The 14965-nt window shown below is 37.1% G+C and carries 26 protein-coding genes, 1 tRNA gene and 2 pseudogenes; 24 read left to right on the top strand and 5 right to left on the bottom strand.

Annotated elements, in window-relative coordinates:
• The first annotated feature begins 3 nt into the window (after positions 1 to 3).
• From ACUW6H_RS07065 to ACUW6H_RS07080, 4 genes and pseudogenes are all read left to right on the top strand, one after another.
• Positions 4 to 77, top strand: a tRNA-Asn gene (locus ACUW6H_RS07065).
• A 197-nt stretch (positions 78 to 274) separates the two neighbouring features.
• Positions 275 to 435 (top strand): annotated as a pseudogene (locus ACUW6H_RS07070) (transposase); the annotation flags it as partial.
• A gap of 341 nt (positions 436 to 776) precedes the next feature.
• Entirely contained in the window at positions 777 to 1010 is a 234-nt protein-coding gene (gene comW, locus ACUW6H_RS07075) for a sigma(X)-activator ComW (protein WP_096405660.1), read from the top strand.
• Between the two features lie 245 nt (positions 1011 to 1255).
• On the top strand, positions 1256 to 2542 hold the full coding sequence (locus ACUW6H_RS07080) for an adenylosuccinate synthase (protein ID WP_096408773.1): 1287 nt from the start codon (positions 1256 to 1258) through the stop codon (positions 2540 to 2542).
• Positions 2543 to 2806: 264 nt separating this feature from the next.
• Here ACUW6H_RS07080 and ACUW6H_RS07085 read toward each other — a convergent pair whose 3' ends face one another.
• The 4 genes from ACUW6H_RS07085 to ACUW6H_RS07100 all read right to left on the bottom strand — a co-directional run bounded on the left by ACUW6H_RS07085 (position 2807) and on the right by ACUW6H_RS07100 (position 5342).
• Positions 2807 to 3955 (bottom strand): tyrosine-type recombinase/integrase, encoded by a 1149-nt coding sequence (locus ACUW6H_RS07085; RefSeq protein ID WP_454363381.1) that lies wholly within the window; start codon positions 3953 to 3955, stop codon positions 2807 to 2809.
• Positions 3956 to 4128: 173 nt separating this feature from the next.
• Positions 4129 to 4536, bottom strand: coding sequence for a DUF4429 domain-containing protein (locus tag ACUW6H_RS07090; RefSeq protein WP_015997028.1), 408 nt, complete (start codon positions 4534 to 4536; stop codon positions 4129 to 4131).
• Between the two features lie 44 nt (positions 4537 to 4580).
• A complete protein-coding gene (locus tag ACUW6H_RS07095) occupies positions 4581 to 4964 on the bottom strand; it encodes an ImmA/IrrE family metallo-endopeptidase (RefSeq protein ID WP_454363383.1) in 384 nt (127 codons plus the stop codon).
• 12 nt (positions 4965 to 4976) lie between these two features.
• The gene (locus tag ACUW6H_RS07100) at positions 4977 to 5342 is read right to left on the bottom strand and encodes a helix-turn-helix domain-containing protein (RefSeq protein ID WP_454363385.1); all 366 of its coding nucleotides are present in this window, start codon (positions 5340 to 5342) and stop codon (positions 4977 to 4979) included.
• A 303-nt stretch (positions 5343 to 5645) separates the two neighbouring features.
• On the opposite strand from ACUW6H_RS07100, the gene ACUW6H_RS07105 reads away from it, so the two are divergent.
• Entirely contained in the window at positions 5646 to 5855 is a 210-nt protein-coding gene (locus ACUW6H_RS07105; protein WP_454363387.1) for a helix-turn-helix domain-containing protein, read from the top strand.
• Between the two features lie 3 nt (positions 5856 to 5858).
• Positions 5859 to 6089 (top strand): hypothetical protein, encoded by a 231-nt coding sequence (locus tag ACUW6H_RS07110; RefSeq protein WP_454363389.1) that lies wholly within the window; start codon positions 5859 to 5861, stop codon positions 6087 to 6089.
• A gap of 11 nt (positions 6090 to 6100) precedes the next feature.
• Here the strand turns inward: ACUW6H_RS07110 and ACUW6H_RS07115 are convergent, their stop codons facing one another.
• Complete coding sequence (locus ACUW6H_RS07115) at positions 6101 to 6310, bottom strand: hypothetical protein (protein ID WP_454363391.1); 210 nt, start codon at positions 6308 to 6310, stop codon at positions 6101 to 6103.
• 59 nt (positions 6311 to 6369) lie between these two features.
• On the opposite strand from ACUW6H_RS07115, the gene ACUW6H_RS07120 reads away from it, so the two are divergent.
• The 18 genes and pseudogenes from ACUW6H_RS07120 to ACUW6H_RS07205 all read left to right on the top strand — a co-directional run bounded on the left by ACUW6H_RS07120 (position 6370) and on the right by ACUW6H_RS07205 (position 14913).
• A complete protein-coding gene (locus ACUW6H_RS07120) occupies positions 6370 to 7083 on the top strand; it encodes an ORF6C domain-containing protein (protein ID WP_454363393.1) in 714 nt (237 codons plus the stop codon).
• 12 nt (positions 7084 to 7095) lie between these two features.
• Complete coding sequence (locus ACUW6H_RS07125) at positions 7096 to 7353, top strand: hypothetical protein (protein ID WP_049543927.1); 258 nt, start codon at positions 7096 to 7098, stop codon at positions 7351 to 7353.
• Between the two features lie 80 nt (positions 7354 to 7433).
• Positions 7434 to 7643, top strand: a complete 210-nt coding sequence (locus ACUW6H_RS07130) for a hypothetical protein (RefSeq protein WP_084911229.1) — start codon at positions 7434 to 7436, stop codon at positions 7641 to 7643.
• Positions 7644 to 7657: 14 nt separating this feature from the next.
• Positions 7658 to 8527: a phage replisome organizer N-terminal domain-containing protein gene (locus ACUW6H_RS07135; RefSeq protein WP_454363396.1), complete on the top strand. Its 870-nt coding sequence runs from the start codon at positions 7658 to 7660 to the stop codon at positions 8525 to 8527.
• Positions 8527 to 8718: a hypothetical protein gene (locus tag ACUW6H_RS07140; RefSeq protein WP_454363398.1), complete on the top strand. Its 192-nt coding sequence runs from the start codon at positions 8527 to 8529 to the stop codon at positions 8716 to 8718. Before ACUW6H_RS07135 ends, ACUW6H_RS07140 begins: the two co-directional genes overlap by 1 nt.
• The gene (locus tag ACUW6H_RS07145; protein ID WP_454363400.1) at positions 8718 to 9392 is read left to right on the top strand and encodes a DNA-methyltransferase; all 675 of its coding nucleotides are present in this window, start codon (positions 8718 to 8720) and stop codon (positions 9390 to 9392) included. The genes ACUW6H_RS07140 and ACUW6H_RS07145 overlap by 1 nt, the downstream gene beginning before the upstream one ends.
• 21 nt (positions 9393 to 9413) lie before the next feature.
• Positions 9414 to 10188, top strand: a pseudogene (locus ACUW6H_RS07150) (DNA methyltransferase).
• 215 nt (positions 10189 to 10403) lie between these two features.
• Positions 10404 to 10895 (top strand): MazG-like family protein, encoded by a 492-nt coding sequence (locus tag ACUW6H_RS07155; RefSeq protein WP_247942306.1) that lies wholly within the window; start codon positions 10404 to 10406, stop codon positions 10893 to 10895.
• Position 10896: 1 nt separating this feature from the next.
• Positions 10897 to 11163: a hypothetical protein gene (locus ACUW6H_RS07160; RefSeq protein WP_454363402.1), complete on the top strand. Its 267-nt coding sequence runs from the start codon at positions 10897 to 10899 to the stop codon at positions 11161 to 11163.
• Positions 11164 to 11177: 14 nt separating this feature from the next.
• Positions 11178 to 11327 carry a hypothetical protein gene (locus tag ACUW6H_RS07165; RefSeq protein WP_180364490.1) on the top strand — a complete coding sequence of 50 codons (150 nt, stop codon included), beginning with the start codon at positions 11178 to 11180 and terminating at the stop codon, positions 11325 to 11327.
• The gene (locus ACUW6H_RS07170) at positions 11324 to 11647 is read left to right on the top strand and encodes a 3-dehydroquinate synthase (RefSeq protein ID WP_454363893.1); all 324 of its coding nucleotides are present in this window, start codon (positions 11324 to 11326) and stop codon (positions 11645 to 11647) included. The genes ACUW6H_RS07165 and ACUW6H_RS07170 overlap by 4 nt, the downstream gene beginning before the upstream one ends.
• A gap of 86 nt (positions 11648 to 11733) precedes the next feature.
• Entirely contained in the window at positions 11734 to 12150 is a 417-nt protein-coding gene (ssb, locus tag ACUW6H_RS07175) for a single-stranded DNA-binding protein (protein ID WP_454363404.1), read from the top strand.
• A gap of 10 nt (positions 12151 to 12160) precedes the next feature.
• Entirely contained in the window at positions 12161 to 12448 is a 288-nt protein-coding gene (locus tag ACUW6H_RS07180; protein WP_454363406.1) for a hypothetical protein, read from the top strand.
• Between the two features lie 224 nt (positions 12449 to 12672).
• Positions 12673 to 13200: a DUF1372 family protein gene (locus ACUW6H_RS07185; protein ID WP_454363888.1), complete on the top strand. Its 528-nt coding sequence runs from the start codon at positions 12673 to 12675 to the stop codon at positions 13198 to 13200.
• Positions 13200 to 13451 (top strand): hypothetical protein, encoded by a 252-nt coding sequence (locus ACUW6H_RS07190; RefSeq protein WP_454363408.1) that lies wholly within the window; start codon positions 13200 to 13202, stop codon positions 13449 to 13451. Before ACUW6H_RS07185 ends, ACUW6H_RS07190 begins: the two co-directional genes overlap by 1 nt.
• Positions 13442 to 13780 carry a helix-turn-helix domain-containing protein gene (locus ACUW6H_RS07195; RefSeq protein WP_454363410.1) on the top strand — a complete coding sequence of 113 codons (339 nt, stop codon included), beginning with the start codon at positions 13442 to 13444 and terminating at the stop codon, positions 13778 to 13780. Before ACUW6H_RS07190 ends, ACUW6H_RS07195 begins: the two co-directional genes overlap by 10 nt.
• Positions 13777 to 14178, top strand: a complete 402-nt coding sequence (locus ACUW6H_RS07200) for a transcriptional regulator (protein WP_454363412.1) — start codon at positions 13777 to 13779, stop codon at positions 14176 to 14178. The genes ACUW6H_RS07195 and ACUW6H_RS07200 overlap by 4 nt, the downstream gene beginning before the upstream one ends.
• Before the next feature lie 192 nt (positions 14179 to 14370).
• Positions 14371 to 14913 (top strand): site-specific integrase, encoded by a 543-nt coding sequence (locus tag ACUW6H_RS07205; protein ID WP_033585091.1) that lies wholly within the window; start codon positions 14371 to 14373, stop codon positions 14911 to 14913.
• Positions 14914 to 14965 lie beyond the last annotated feature (52 nt).

Here is a 14965-nt window from a genome sequence, read left to right on the forward strand (position 1 = left end):
TTATCCGCCATAGCTCAGTTGGTAGTAGCGCATGACTGTTAATCATGATGTCGTAGGTTCGAGTCCTACTGGCGGAGTCAGATAAAAAGAACACCTGGTGGTGTTCTTTTTTCTTATGTTACTATTAGTCCGTTTCACCTAACGGAGTGAGATAAATAAACTATCTGCTATGAGAGAGTGTGTTGTTTGTTATGCCAAGAAAAATCCAAATGCTATACAATAAAGGTCTTCAAGCTGATTGTAGAGTAAAAATTGTAGAGTAAAAGGAGAAACCATGGTACAAAAGGCTCATAGTTATCAAAAACAAAGTGGCACTGTAAGTATCACATTGTATTTAGTCCTAAGTACTGACGAAAAGTTATCTATAATCCATATCGAAGTAGTCTAGGAGTATTATTTCATGGTTTGTGAAATTATAAGGATATTGAGATTATATAGGGTCACCTGATCCTTGAATATGTAGAGAGGATTCCTTCAGGGATAGTGGTAAGTAAAGAGCAATGAGACTATAACAACGTGAAAGTCATTGTCTGTAGGTACTGGCTGATAATTTGAGCTTATATTCCCTAGCGCAAACCACTCCTTAGACGAGGGGTTATGATTTTATAAATGAAGTAAACTTCTCAAAATTCAAAACTTAATTTTTGCATCTATAAATGTCTTTATATTTTATTTTTAGTTCGTTTGGCTTCAAATTCTACTTTTATAGGATTTGAAGATTTTTTAGTTCCTTTTTTTGTTAGACTAGTGTTAATAATAAGAAAGGGATTTTTTATATGCTTCAAAATTTTTATGATCGAGCATTTGTTTTTTTGAAATTAGTTGAACAAGAATATGCTTCTTTAGGGCAGAGTTGTGCTGAGTGGGAATCACTTCATCTTCGTTTTTTACTTTATTACTTGATAAGATTTAGAATTACAAGCGTTAAAGACTTTAATTTATATCATTTTCAGACGGCATATCGCTTGTATCTTGATAAATTCCTTCAAGAAGGTGCCGTCCTAAACTAGTAAGGATCATATATTTCATTTATCACGAACAATAATGAACATTTAATTTATAAATTTAAGGATTTTATTTAAAATTTAAGGATTTGATTTTTATAATTTACAGAAATTCCAAATCTTTTCTAGTGTTTCTTCTTGATAAAATAGTGTTTTTTTCTTATAATAAATTGTAAGATATAATTGCAGGTGAAATTCCTGCCATGTATATGAGAAAGGACGAGCTCCTAGTAGCTCAGACGAATTTTATTATGACTTCAGTTGTTGTTGTAGGTACCCAGTGGGGTGATGAAGGTAAAGGGAAAATTACAGATTTTCTTTCAGCTAATGCAGAAGTAATTGCTCGTTATCAAGGTGGTGATAATGCTGGTCACACAATTGTGATTGATGGCAAGAAATTTAAGTTGCACTTGATTCCATCTGGAATTTTTTTCCCTGAAAAAATCTCTGTTATTGGGAATGGGATGGTCGTGAATCCAAAATCCCTTGTGAAAGAGTTAACTTATCTTCATGAAGAAGGTGTGACAACAGATAATTTGCGCATTTCGGACCGTGCGCATGTCATTTTGCCATATCATATTGAATTAGACCGTCTACAAGAAGAAGCTAAGGGCGACAATAAAATCGGGACTACTATCAAGGGTATTGGTCCAGCTTATATGGACAAGGCTGCTCGTGTTGGAATTCGTATTGCGGATCTTTTGGATAAGGATATTTTCCGTGAACGTTTGGAACGTAATCTTGCGGAAAAGAATCGTCTGTTTGAAAAATTATATGACAGTACTCCTATTTCAATTGATGATATTTTTGAAGAGTACTATGAATATGGCCAACAAATCAAGCAATATGTAACTGATACATCTGTTATCTTGAACGATGCGCTTGATAATGGGAAACGTGTGCTTTTTGAAGGTGCGCAAGGTGTTATGTTGGATATTGACCAAGGTACTTATCCATTTGTTACTTCGTCAAACCCTGTCGCTGGTGGTGTGACAATCGGTTCTGGTGTTGGTCCAAGTAAGATTGACAAGGTTGTCGGTGTGTGTAAAGCTTATACGAGTCGTGTAGGGGACGGACCTTTCCCAACTGAATTGTTTGATGAAGTGGGAGATCGCATCCGTGAAGTAGGTCATGAATACGGTACAACAACTGGCCGTCCACGTCGTGTGGGTTGGTTCGACTCAGTTGTGATGCGTCATAGCCGTCGTGTTTCTGGTATTACAAATCTTTCTTTGAACTCTATTGACGTTTTGAGTGGTTTGGATACAGTAAAAATCTGTGTGGCTTATGATCTTGATGGTCAACGTATTGATTACTACCCAGCTAGTCTCGAACAATTGAAACGTTGCAAGCCAATCTACGAGGAATTGCCTGGTTGGTCTGAAGATATCACTGGAGTACGTACTTTGGAAGATCTTCCTGAAAATGCACGTAACTATGTTCGTCGTGTTAGCGAATTGGTGGGTGTTCGTATTTCAACATTCTCAGTAGGTCCTGGTCGTGAACAGACAAATATTTTAGAAAGTGTTTGGTCATAGGAGATTTTTTAAGATTTGTTTAAGACAGGTTGGATATACTATAGACAGTTACAAGAAGACCTCCTAACTTGTTGTAACAAATTTCCTAAACTTTTCTTTTTCATAATAATCTCCCTTAACTCCACCCAATCAGGTGGAGTTTTTTTGCTTTATTTCAAGCTTTTCGGGAGTTTCCTAAACATCGTTTTCCGATAAATTTCGGTAGTTTTTGGAATTTGGTCGGGGAGTTGGAGGGGACTTTTTGAGGTTTTGGCGGGGACTTTTTTAGCGAATATGACTAAGAAATAGGTCTGTTGTCGCTTCGGCTAATTCGTCCTCAACTTGATTATAACGATCCGTCATATAAACCTTTGTATGACCTAGCGCCTGGCTTAATTGTTCAAGTGGAACCCCTGCAATAATGCTTTGAGTCGTGAAGAAGTGGCGCATCATGTGAGGTGTTACATGTAGACCTGTTGCTTCATTCACTAGATTGAAGTTTCTATTTAGCTGGTTTGGATTGATGAGACCACCTTTTTCGTTCAGGGTGATATAATCTTTTTGTTGCTCCTTGATAATCCCTAACTTTCGCTTAATTTTAGAAGCTTCAGCTATCAGATAATAGATAAGGTCTGTTCCGATGTCATCTAGGCAGACGTATCGCTCCGAATCCTTCGTTTTAAGCCCTCCTTTCCCTTTCAAGGTCTGGTTGCTTCGACTATCTCTAAGATGCAGTATAGCCCGTCCATTGTCGTTCTGAGTGACGTCCATCGGGCGCAATCCAAAGACTTCTCCTCTTCTCAATCCAAAAATGGTCAGATAGGTTAGAGCGTAGAATTGTTTTGACATGATTTCTTCTGCCTTTGCTATCCAAGTTTTGAACTCCTTAAGAGTCACTTTCTTGTTAGCAGCAGGAATATCACTTTGGCCAATAAAGACACCTTTCAAGCGATTTGAGAGCAGATTTCCATTTTTTACTGCATCATTCAACAATGCCATGAAGCTGGAATTGAGGGTTTGAACAGTGTATCTGGTATGGTTCTGCAACTTGTCAGCGATAAAGAGTTCATACTCATTTCTATCCAAATTTTTAAGCAGAACAGAACCAAACTTTGGTTTGATGTGGTTCTTATAAAGATTGTCATTGAGGTAGTAGGAAGTGTCATTCCAGCGCCCTGTTGATAATCTCTTTTCAGAATAGATACCCCTATACTGATCAAGTGTTAGATTCGTATTGATACCCAATTCCTGATCGTGGATTTGCTGCTCAATCTCTGTCAAGGCTGCACGAGCTTGTGGAAGGGTTGTGAGACCACTTTTAGTAATCTCTTTCTTTTTACCACGAAAATAGAAAGAGCGTCTGATATAGTAGCGCTTGCCTTTGGCAGTCTCATAGTAATAGATATTTGGGTATTTTGTTTTATTATATTTCATTGTATTCTCCTTGTTTATTGGCTTCTGGACAAGGTCTAAACGTTGAGAATATTGACATCACCCCTTTCATGGTGTAAAATAGAATATAGAAAAGAGGCCTTTTTAATGGCTGATTTTTATCTAAGGTAAGCTTCACAATCAAACTTTGGCGAGGGCGATTGTGGGGCTTTTTGTTATTTCTTGACTTTATCTTTTAAAGCTTTTTCAATAGCTTGTTTTAATTCTAAGATAGCTGCTTTGTCTTCTTTGAGAAAAGTCACTGTATTTTCATCTTTGACTGCATCAAAAACACCACCTTTTGTATCAGATGATCCAGGATAGACTAATTGAAGGTAACCAACAGTTGCACCTGGCTCTTTTAATTGATAAGCAGTAATTTCTGATAACAGAATAGATTTTTCTCCATCCAATCCGTGAAGTAAAACATTTGAAACATTTGACTTTCTTGCAATTCTGATAAAATAATCATCGATTCTTACAACAGTTTTTGATTTCTTAAACTCAAAAACTCGCTCATTAGGTTCTTCAGTGAATAGTTCAACCTCTGAAACTTCATCTTGTTTCTTACCAAACAATGCCATAAGTAGTTCCTTTCTTTTTCTGCTTTAGCAGTTTATAAACATATTTAACCAACTAACGTCTGATATTCTTCTTTGACCATGATTTCATAAGTCATGGTTTTTAAATTATAGTAATCCATGAATTTCGTAAAGTCAAAGTCAGATGGATCTTCTAGTCTGATTAGTGCATCTTTTACAAGATAATGAATCATCATTCTATCAGCTTCGTTTTCACATCGTAGGCGAGCGTTTTGGTACTCTGAGCGTGTGTGATCCTTGTGTCCCAGTTCATGAAGTAGGACCTTAACTCTCTCTTCTTTGTTGAGCTTACTCGACAAGAAAGCTGTATTGGTTTCTTTTTCATAAAATCCAAGTTCGTCTGGCATTAGATTGCCGTCAAAATCGATAATACGAATCTGAAAATGACTTATAATTTCTTTTTCAGTCACTAAGCAATACCTCTAATCACCAGCTTCTTTGAGATAGCCTTCAATGATAGACTGGATGATTTTCTTCTTTTCGTCTGTTAATTCTCGACCGCCAAACATCATGACATTTGATGCCATTTCTTCAACATTTAGAACTTTCCCTTGCCATGTATACCCTTTTGTATCCCCAGCTATATTCGGATTATCCGTACGACCGAGAAGATAGTCGGTGGACACGTTGAAGTAGTCAGCAATCTGTTGCAATCTTTCAGCAGAAGGTTGATTCCTTTTTAATCCATACAAAGAATTTTTGCCTAATTCTAGTTTTTCTTCCAAGGTATTTAGTGAAATCCCTTGTTTTTCGCATAAATCCTTTACGATTTCAAATGTAGAAAACATTGATTTATCAGCCTTTCTAAGACATGACAAAAAATATTTTACAAAATACGCAAAAAACAGTTGACTTTATTTTGCGTTTACGCTAAAATAGTTTTTGTAAGTTAAAGAGTTAGTTAAAAAACTAATAAAAACTTATCTAAAAATTAAATAGCTTTGCCGAGCAGTATAAATTGATAGATATGAGATTTTATCAAGGTTTTTAATTATGCTTTCATTTTAGCAGATACGCTAAAATGTGTCAAGTATTTTATGAAATAATTTACTAACTCTTTAACTCTATTAAAAATAAAAGGAGGAGTCCACATGAGCCAACAACATCGCAAATGGATAGAGCTTGTAAAAGAGCGAATTGAAAAACGTGGATGGTCGCAGACTGATTTAGCTATCGTAGTCGGAGTCAGTCCATCAACTATTACACAACTTTTCAAAGATGGTAAAGGAAGTGATGACTTGAAACTTCGTATCAATAAAAAGTTACGAATTAACGAGCCTTGGGAAAAATTTGAGGAGTAAGAAATGAACAATACAAGACAAAATAATGATCTCATCAAAGAAATCATTGAGAAACATTTTGAAAATATGGTTGACGATGTTTTGGCACATACAGAAACCTATTATGAAGCTTTAGGAGCTATTGGTTCCATCAAGGGATGCAATATTCCTGATATGATTCACCTAGCTGATTGTTTGAGGAAAGCTATCAGAAAACGTGCTATGCAACAAAAAACACCTAATCATGACAATTAGGTGCAGAAAGATTACGCATTTGAACGAATGTGTACTACATAATCAAGATTGACTAGATGTCGAAAATCCGTTTTAACTTCGACAAGAACTATATGATTCTCAGTGTCAGAGCAATCATCATATACTTGGAAAAAGTCAATTTTATCACCATTTGAGAAAGTGATTGTGATTGAATCATTCTCATCACTCTCATCAAAACAATCTTTGATGAATTGTTTCATATTCTCACCTCCTTTCTGCTTATATTATAGCAGAAGGAGAGAGCGTAGAAAGGAATATTATGAACGAAATTTTTAATTTTCACGGACAGGAAGTCCGTACTTTGACAATTGATGACGAGCCTTGGTTTGTCGGGAAAGATGTTGCAGACATCCTAGGATATAGCAAGGCTAGAAATGCTATTGCTCTTCATGTTGATGAAGATGACGCCCTAAAACAGGGCCTCACAGATAATTTAGGAAGGGTTCAAGAAACTATCATCATCAATGAATCTGGGCTCTACTCCCTCATTCTTTCAAGTAAGCTTCCACAAGCGAAAGAATTTAAACGATGGGTGACATCAGAGGTCTTGCCAGCTATTCGCAAGCAGGGTGGTTTCATCCGTGAGGACTTGGACGAGGATGCCTTTATTGCTCTATTTACTGGACAGAAGAAATTGCGCGAGCAACAGGCTACTATGCTGGAAGATATTGACTATCTCAAGAGCGAGCAACCGATTCATCCGAGCTATGCTCAATCATTACTGAAGAAGCGTAAGGCTAGGGTTGTGGCTTGCTTGGGTGGGATTGATAGTCCAGCTTATGCTGATAAGATTTTTGCTCAGTCGGTATTTAGACAAGCTGAGATTGATTTCAAGGACCATTTTAATATTAGTCGCTATGACTTGCTACCGAAAAAGTTTGCAGAAGCAGCATTGAAATATTGGATGACTTGGGAACCAAGCACCAATACTAAAATGAAAATCATGAAATTAAACTCATTTGACGAAATTTAGAAAGGGCAAAAGATGGATAATGTTCTACTTTCATTAACGGACTGGATCAAATCCATTATCAAGGACACGATCACAAGGTTGGTTGAAATAGAAAAAGATAGTGACCACTATCCTGAGTTGATGGATGTAGGCACTACCTGCGAATTTCTAGGAATCAACTATGACACATTTTCAAATAATTATCGTTACATGAAGGGATTTCCAAAAGAACTCCCGGGTAAAAAATGGTCAAAAAGAGCCATCAAAGAATGGCTCTCAAATCAAATCTAATAACTTTACTAAAAGGCTTCTGGACAAGGTCTTAGCAAAATTATTTGACTATATTATAGCACAAAAAGAGGATAAAAAACATGAACAATTTACAAATTATCGCAGTATGCACAGTAGTTTCAGTGGTATTGATTGAATCGCTGATGATGAATATCAAGCTTAAAATGGCCACGAAACCGAAGAAGGTCCAATTTCAAGCGCCACAAGTTGAAAAAGGGTTTATCGACTTTAAAACAGGGCGACGTGTGGACATTGATCCCGTGACACGAAAAGAAACATTTGTGGATTAAAACGGAGGGTATCAATGGTAGTTAAAAACAAGCGATACTACTGGATTCAACTGGCTCAGGATTTTTTCAAATCTAAAGAAATGAAATTGCTTCGTAAGATTGCAGGTGGCGATACGCACACTATCATCTATCTCAAAATGATGTTGATTAGTTTAGAGGATGGCGGGCACATCTACTATGATGGGCTTGCTGACAATCTAGCTGAAGAAATCGCTCTTGTCATTGATGAGAATGTTGAAGATATTAAAATCACTCTGATTTTCTTAGAGAGTAAGGGCTTGCTGACTAAAATAAATGACAGAGATTATTTCTTAGAACAGGTTCCTGAAATGGTGGGCAGTGAGACAGCGAGCACTCGCAGAAGTCGCAAACATAGAGAGTTGAGGGGGTTGCATTGCAACACCATTGCAACAACTTGCAACGGAGATATAGATATAGAGAAAGATATAGATACAGATATAGAGAAAGATGTAGATGAAAATCCAGTCGCACTCATTGTCGAAGAATATCAATCTCGTATTGCTCAGTTGGATGGAACTCAATTTGAAATCTTGAAAGAATTCGTCACTTTGGATGGCATAGAAGCAAAGGTTGTCTTGAAAGCAATTGGTCTTGCTGCTGATAATGGTAAAAGGAATTTTAGTTATATCAGAGCGATTTTGACGAATTGGAAAAACGATGGAGTTTTGACGATTGCAGCAGTCGATGAACGTGAGCGAGCGTACAAAGAAAGCAAAGTCAGCAAGCGTCCTGGTAATGAAAAATCAAATGTTCCTGAGTGGTCTCAACCTAACTATGTGAATACTACGAGTGATGAGACCAAGGAAGAGCTTGAAAAACGGAAACAGGAAATGCTGAAGCGTTTGGATAATGGAGGTAGCTGATGTTTATTTTGAAACATGGGACAAAAGAAGAAAAACCGTACTTGATGTCTGCTAGTATCGGTGTGACTGGCATTGATATTTCTTTTTCAGAAGAGAGGGGAGCTATTCGGTTTGTTTCTCGTGCGGTTGCAATGCAGGTGGCCAAAGCACTTAGATCGTTTGGTAATTTTTATGTGATTCAGGTGAAGTGATGATGAAATTCTTAAACGGTGACTGTATGGATATCATGAAACAATATCCTGATGATTACTTTGACCTAGCTATTGTCGACCCGCCATATTTTTCTGGTCCAGAAAAAAGAAAATACTATGGTCGAAAAGTCAGTCCGATTGGTGTCAATAGGCTTTATGGCGAAACCTCAGAGTGGCAAATTCCAAATAGAGATTATTTCGACGAACTTTTCAGGGTATCTAAAAATCAAATTATTTGGGGTGTGAATTATTTTGATTATGCTTTCGGACCCGGCCGTATCGTTTGGGATAAAGTTAATGGCCAGTCAAGTTTTTCAGATTGTGAGATAGCATACTGCAGCTTACATGATAGCACACGACTATTTCGTTATATGTGGAATGGTATGATGCAAGGCAAGTCAATATCTGAAGGTCATATTCAGCAAGGAAATAAGGCATTGAATGAGGTTAGAATCCATCCAACACAAAAACCGATAAATCTTTATCTTTGGTTACTTCAAACTTACGCAAAAGAAGGAGATAAAATACTCGATACTCACGTCGGTTCAGCAAGTAGTTTGATCGCTTGTCAAGAATTAGGTTTTGAGTATGTAGGTTGTGAGTTAGACGGAGACATCTTCAACCTTGCTAAACAGAGACTTGATGCTTATGAGAAGCAGTTGAAGTTATTTTAGGAGGTATTGATCATTAAAAAAATGACAGTTTGGGCACTTTTTGATAGTGGGAATGGTTCTTGCTTCAAGGGTGCTAACTCTCTGAATAGTTCGGGGGGGGGCGAATATTGAAATCTATTCAATCGGAATGGATATAGAAAACAAGAGCAATCATTTCATAAATCTAGACCTTGCAGATTACAAGCGCTTATTTGGAGATAACACGCTCTTTGACGAGCTTGACAAGCTGCCAAAACCTGACCTTGTAATAGCTAGTCCGCCATGTGAATCATGGTCAAATGCTTCTGCAATGGAAAATGGGAATGCGTGTTGGAAACGCAATGATGTGTCTGATAGCTTGTTTGCTCCACAAGTAAGACCTTCACCGTTCACGATCAGGGCAAATCAGGATTACGAGTCAGCCTATATAAATTATCAGTACGACAGGCAATTTTTAAAAAGGGTCAATGGCGAGTTAACAGCTTTCAACACAATAGAAATCATAAAAAGATATAGACCACAATTTTGGGTTATTGAGAATCCAGCAGCTGACAGACTATGGCCCTACATTGAGGATATTATTGGATTCAGAATTCCATACAAAAACCTAGCTAGATACAATAATTATGATTATCCTTTACAAAAGCGGACGATTTTTGGAAGCAATGTTGAACTTAATCTTAAGAATAAAATTATCAAGCAGCACATAGAGTGGAATAACTTCTCAAAATCATACAACGAGAGATCTAATATACCTGAAAAATTGGTGTCAGAAATTTTCGAAAAAATCTACAAGGAGTTTTGCAAAGATGATTGAGCTCTACTTCATTTATAACGGTCACCGCAAGATACTCATTGGGAGTTTTGGCCATATACATAGCGCAATCAATGAATTAAAGAAACATCAAGCCAGCTATTCCGCTATTAACGATCCACGATTTCGGAAAAGCATGAGTGGAGAAAACATCAGGATTGATTACGGAGCAGTTGACTGCTACTACTTGATTACGAAGAAAAGAGAGGAAAAGTAAGATGAATACAAAAATGAATTTGGAAGAAAAGGTTCAACAGTGGTTTGTTGACAGAAACCTGCATGAAGCAAATCCTGTCAAACAGTTCTTGAAGTTGATGGAAGAGTCAGGAGAATTGTTTGAAGGCATTGCAAAGGATAAATCTGAACTGATTTACGATGCGCTTGGTGACATTCAGGTGGTTTTGATTGGGCTTGATCAGCAGATCAAGAACGGTGCTCAGATTTCAGCCAATCAACAGGAACTTGAATTGCTTCTGATGGTTTCTAGTCTAGGTAATATCGCTCAGAAGCTATACGCTCATGTCTGTCACAATGAGACACAGATTCCTTTAATCAAAGCAGACTTGATGTTTCTTGACAGTGTGGTTAGTACGGTTTCATTTTGTAATGGAACTACAGCTGAAAATTGCTTAGAAGAAGCTTATGAAGTCATCAAGGACCGCAAAGGTAAGATGATTGACGGGGTGTTTGTCAAAGAGGAGGATTTATAAAATGAAAAGACTAGGAATTATTATTGGTGTATTACTCGTAACAATTGTCTCACCGCTTGTTGTTCAATTTGGTTGGAATGAGATTGTAACGACAATTCTCCCAGTCGGAAAGATTTCGTTTTGGCAGGCTTTGGGAGTAGATGCTTTACTAACCTTCATAAATCCAACAATCCATGAAGATGAAGAGATTTCAAAAAAACTTACTCAGGCCATTTCAAAGATTATATATTTTGCATTTGTTCTGTGGCTAGCTAGTTTGTTCATCTAAGGAGGTTCTGCCAGATGATTGAAATAAATGGTAAAAACTACGAAGTCCATAAAGTGAAATTCACAAAGAAGGATTTAAAAAACTTAAAAAAAGGAGAAACACTTATTTTTATCTCCGAAGAAGCTAAACAAGCTATAACTGTTAGTTTGGAGGACAAGGAGTGAGATATTTTAAAATCATATGTGTTGTTTTACTCGCATCCTTCCTCGTAGCATGTCACGAGATTTCGAGTGGGACGGTGGTAGATAAGTACATTGATGAACCTCACACAACGTTCATACCTGTTACAACAGGTAAAAATTCTGTACTTGTGCCAACCAGAACCAAAAGAAAATACATCCTGGTCATTTCAGGATATGCAGGAAATAAGCAGATCGAAGAAACATTTGAAGTGACGGCTAAGGAATACAAGTATTACGAAATTGGCAACAATTTTACACAAAATGCCGTTTCAGAAAATGAAGGAGGGGAAGAAAATGATTGAATTTATTAAAGAATTTGGAATAACTTTTCTGTGCTTTTTTATCGGTTACTCAGTTGTTGAATGTGTGACAGGAAAGGAAAAGAAAGATGATCAATAATGTTGTGTTAGTAGGTCGCTTGACTCATGACCCTGAGTTACGATACACACCATCAAATGTTGCAGTTGCGACATTCAGTTTGGCAGTGAATCGCAATTTTAAGAATCAGGCAGGTGATCGTGAAGCTGATTTTATCAGTTGCATCATGTGGCGCCAGCAGGCTGAAAATTTCGCAAATTGGTGCAAAAAAGGGAACCTGGTAGGAATCACAGGCCGCATCCAGACTCGTAGCTATGATAATCAGCAAGGACAACGTGTCTATGTGACGGAAGTTGTAGCTGAGAGCTTTCAGCTTTTGGAAAAGCGAGATAAGACTGCGGACCATTCGAGTATGGAAAATCAGATGCCACCAACTTTCAGAGCTAGTGATCCGATGGATATTCCAGATGATGGATTGCCGTTTTAGGGAGTTGTGAATGATGAAAAGAAAAAACTATATTATTTTTATCAGGCATTTTAAAAGAATAAAAGATTTAGTAGATTTTTATGAATATATTGCAGACTCAAAAGTTTGTGGAATTGCTATTTATTTATTTTTAATCATTTGTTCACCTTTCATTACTTTGCTATTTCCAATCGCATACATAGAGCATTGTTTTTATAAAAAAAGATTTATTAGACAATGCGTTGAATACGACTGGTGTTCAAAGGAATATCTTGAAGAGGTTGTTGATATCAGAAAAATTGAAAGTGAGGAATTTTAATGAACATTCGGGGACTAATTGAGCGATACGAAAAATTTAAAGCTAGCAAGAAAAAAATGACCTCGGTTGATTTAGTTTTGAAAGACTTACGGTCTTTAGACGAACCAGAACCGTTTCCGTTCAAATTAAAAGATGTCGTTCGTCGAATTAGAGGGTTTGATCCAACAACTCAAACCAGATGGCTTAATGACATTCTAAAAGAGTTAGGGGACGACTACGGTTCGATGAAATACCGTAGTGGTTACGAACAAGGAAAACTTGAGGGAGCATGGGTTGGCAATCAATTGAAGGATGCTGATAAGATTCGGCAAGAATTGAATAAACCAGTGATACCGCAGTTTGTGGCGGTTTGGATTGAGGAGTGCAAAGCGAAAGGAAAAAACTTGCTTAGAGCTCTCTTATACACACCAGAGAAAGTTAATAGCTGGGTGGATGATCCAGATAATCAAGAAATTTTTGCTCTTGCTTGGATGTTTGGCTACACAGTAGAGAATGAAAAGCGTTATACAGTAGTGATGAAAGAAACAAATGGATTGAATATTTGGCAGATGTGCAGGATTGCAGAACTAGAAGAAAAGCGCCCGATTATCGTTTATAAAGCTGATAACTCAGGCGCAGAAATTAAAGGCAGAGTCACCCACAAGGAGAAGATTGGCGACATGTACACTATCACAGTGCAAAATTACGGAATATTCGTAGTTACTCAAACAAGCTATGAATCTCTAAAAATAGGAGATGAGGTAAGATTGTAATGACAAAGTACAAGAAACCAACTTACATCATCATCCAAGAAGCAATGTCAGAGCGCATTAGATTTCTGGAAGATGAACTGTATGAAAGGGCCTATAAGGATATTGAGAAACTAGAAGCTCAAAATGATTTCTTAAAAGACCTTTGTAACAACCAACTTGAAATTATCATGGATTATGAATGGGAGCAGATGAAAAAGCAGGCTGCGTTCATAAAAGCTAATACTAGAAAGTGGAGAGTAAGATGCAGCTAAGATTGAAAGAACTTAGAGAGGACCTATGTATCTCTGTCAAAGATATGGCCAGAGATACAGGTGTCTCCCAAAACACAATTCATTTGTATGAACGTGGTGGATATCCGTCTATTAAACAAATTGAAATGATTGCTAAAACCTATGATGTAAATCCTGCTTGGCTTGTTGGGTGGATAGATGATGAAATGATACCTGAAGTCCAGGTCATTGAAAGAATCATCTACAAAGAAAGTCCAACAGCAAGATTGCCAGGTTATCACAATAACAATAATGACGGTAAGATTATCAAGTGGAAGCAGTCACGAAGATTTCGAGGAGGTAGGATTTGAAGAAATTAAGCGACGAAGACCTCAAAACATTAGACAGAGAACTTTTCAAATTTCAAAACATTCAACGTACAATAGATTTGAGAAGGCTAGAATTAGAAACTCGAAACCCAGATACTCAGAGTGGTCCTAGCGTAGGAATAAGCAAACCTACCGAAACTATCGCAATCAGAATCGCAGATGATCCAACCTTAAAATTTCTCGAAGGGTTCAAAGCTATTATTAACAAACTCCTGATCAGTCTAGTTGATGAAGATAAGGAAATCTTTAATCTGCGCTGGAGATATCCTCAACTGAGATGGGAAGAAATAGCTGAACAGAAATTCATGAGCAAAGCCACAATTTATAGAAGGAGGAGGATTATCTTAGAACAGTACGCTATACTGAAAGGTGAGTTGTAAATAAGATTGAGACAAAAGATATCTTGAAGTCTCACGAAAAAAGGTCTATTATGATAGCATGAACTTCTGAAACAAAAACACACATCACACTTTAGGAATCATCCTTAATTCTAGTCAGAAAAGTTGCCCAACAGAAGTATCGTCAAGAGTCAGCAAATGCTGGCTTTTTGTTTTGTGGAAAGGAGGTAGAATATGGAATTTGTATCACCGATAAAAGATAATGATGATATTCAGGCAATGAAAGATTATCTCAAAGAATGGAATGAGATGTACTACATGCTATTCATCACTGGTCTGAATACTGGATTGCGAGTCGGAGATATACTTACCTTGAAAGTTAAAGATGTTCAAGGCTGGCACATCAAACTGAGAGAACGGAAGACTGGCAAGCAGATAACAAGACGGATGACAAAAGAACTCAAGAAAGAAATGAGGAGATATGTCGAGGGCAAACCATTTCATCATTTCTTATTCAAAAGTAGGCAAGGTCAGAATAAAGCGATCACTCGTGAGCGAGCCTATCAAATCATACATGAAGCAGCTGAAGAACTTGGCATTGATAATGTTGGCACACACACAATGCGCAAGACGTTCGGCTATAAATATTACAACAAGACAAAGGACGTAGGAACATTACAGAAAATGTTCAATCACTCATCACCTGCAATAACCTTGAGATACATAGGAATAGAACAAGCAGAGCTTGATGATGCTTTACGGAACTTTGTCATTTAATTTTTTAGATATTACTTTCACATAATGAGTTAAGCATAAACTGAAAAAATAC

This window comes from Streptococcus sp. 151470009-6 (assembly GCF_053628175.1).

Bases quoted from the DNA above. Each gene is read 5' to 3' on its own strand.
- comW (WP_096405660.1), top strand. From the start codon at position 777: ATGCTTCAAAATTTTTATGATCGAGCATTTGTTTTTTTGAAATTAGTT.
- ACUW6H_RS07080 (WP_096408773.1), top strand. From the start codon at position 1,256: ATGACTTCAGTTGTTGTTGTAGGTACCCAGTGGGGTGATGAAGGTAAA.
- ACUW6H_RS07085 (WP_454363381.1), bottom strand. From the start codon at position 3,955: ATGAAATATAATAAAACAAAATACCCAAATATCTATTACTATGAGACT.
- ACUW6H_RS07090 (WP_015997028.1), bottom strand. From the start codon at position 4,536: ATGGCATTGTTTGGTAAGAAACAAGATGAAGTTTCAGAGGTTGAACTA.
- ACUW6H_RS07100 (WP_454363385.1), bottom strand. From the start codon at position 5,342: ATGTTTTCTACATTTGAAATCGTAAAGGATTTATGCGAAAAACAAGGG.
- ACUW6H_RS07105 (WP_454363387.1), top strand. From the start codon at position 5,646: ATGAGCCAACAACATCGCAAATGGATAGAGCTTGTAAAAGAGCGAATT.
- ACUW6H_RS07110 (WP_454363389.1), top strand. From the start codon at position 5,859: ATGAACAATACAAGACAAAATAATGATCTCATCAAAGAAATCATTGAG.
- ACUW6H_RS07115 (WP_454363391.1), bottom strand. From the start codon at position 6,310: ATGAAACAATTCATCAAAGATTGTTTTGATGAGAGTGATGAGAATGAT.
- ACUW6H_RS07120 (WP_454363393.1), top strand. From the start codon at position 6,370: ATGAACGAAATTTTTAATTTTCACGGACAGGAAGTCCGTACTTTGACA.
- ACUW6H_RS07125 (WP_049543927.1), top strand. From the start codon at position 7,096: ATGGATAATGTTCTACTTTCATTAACGGACTGGATCAAATCCATTATC.
- ACUW6H_RS07130 (WP_084911229.1), top strand. From the start codon at position 7,434: ATGAACAATTTACAAATTATCGCAGTATGCACAGTAGTTTCAGTGGTA.
- ACUW6H_RS07135 (WP_454363396.1), top strand. From the start codon at position 7,658: ATGGTAGTTAAAAACAAGCGATACTACTGGATTCAACTGGCTCAGGAT.
- ACUW6H_RS07140 (WP_454363398.1), top strand. From the start codon at position 8,527: ATGTTTATTTTGAAACATGGGACAAAAGAAGAAAAACCGTACTTGATG.
- ACUW6H_RS07145 (WP_454363400.1), top strand. From the start codon at position 8,718: ATGATGAAATTCTTAAACGGTGACTGTATGGATATCATGAAACAATAT.
- ACUW6H_RS07155 (WP_247942306.1), top strand. From the start codon at position 10,404: ATGAATACAAAAATGAATTTGGAAGAAAAGGTTCAACAGTGGTTTGTT.
- ACUW6H_RS07160 (WP_454363402.1), top strand. From the start codon at position 10,897: ATGAAAAGACTAGGAATTATTATTGGTGTATTACTCGTAACAATTGTC.
- ACUW6H_RS07165 (WP_180364490.1), top strand. From the start codon at position 11,178: ATGATTGAAATAAATGGTAAAAACTACGAAGTCCATAAAGTGAAATTC.
- ssb (WP_454363404.1), top strand. From the start codon at position 11,734: ATGATCAATAATGTTGTGTTAGTAGGTCGCTTGACTCATGACCCTGAG.
- ACUW6H_RS07180 (WP_454363406.1), top strand. From the start codon at position 12,161: ATGATGAAAAGAAAAAACTATATTATTTTTATCAGGCATTTTAAAAGA.
- ACUW6H_RS07185 (WP_454363888.1), top strand. From the start codon at position 12,673: ATGAAATACCGTAGTGGTTACGAACAAGGAAAACTTGAGGGAGCATGG.
- ACUW6H_RS07190 (WP_454363408.1), top strand. From the start codon at position 13,200: ATGACAAAGTACAAGAAACCAACTTACATCATCATCCAAGAAGCAATG.
- ACUW6H_RS07195 (WP_454363410.1), top strand. From the start codon at position 13,442: ATGCAGCTAAGATTGAAAGAACTTAGAGAGGACCTATGTATCTCTGTC.
- ACUW6H_RS07205 (WP_033585091.1), top strand. From the start codon at position 14,371: ATGGAATTTGTATCACCGATAAAAGATAATGATGATATTCAGGCAATG.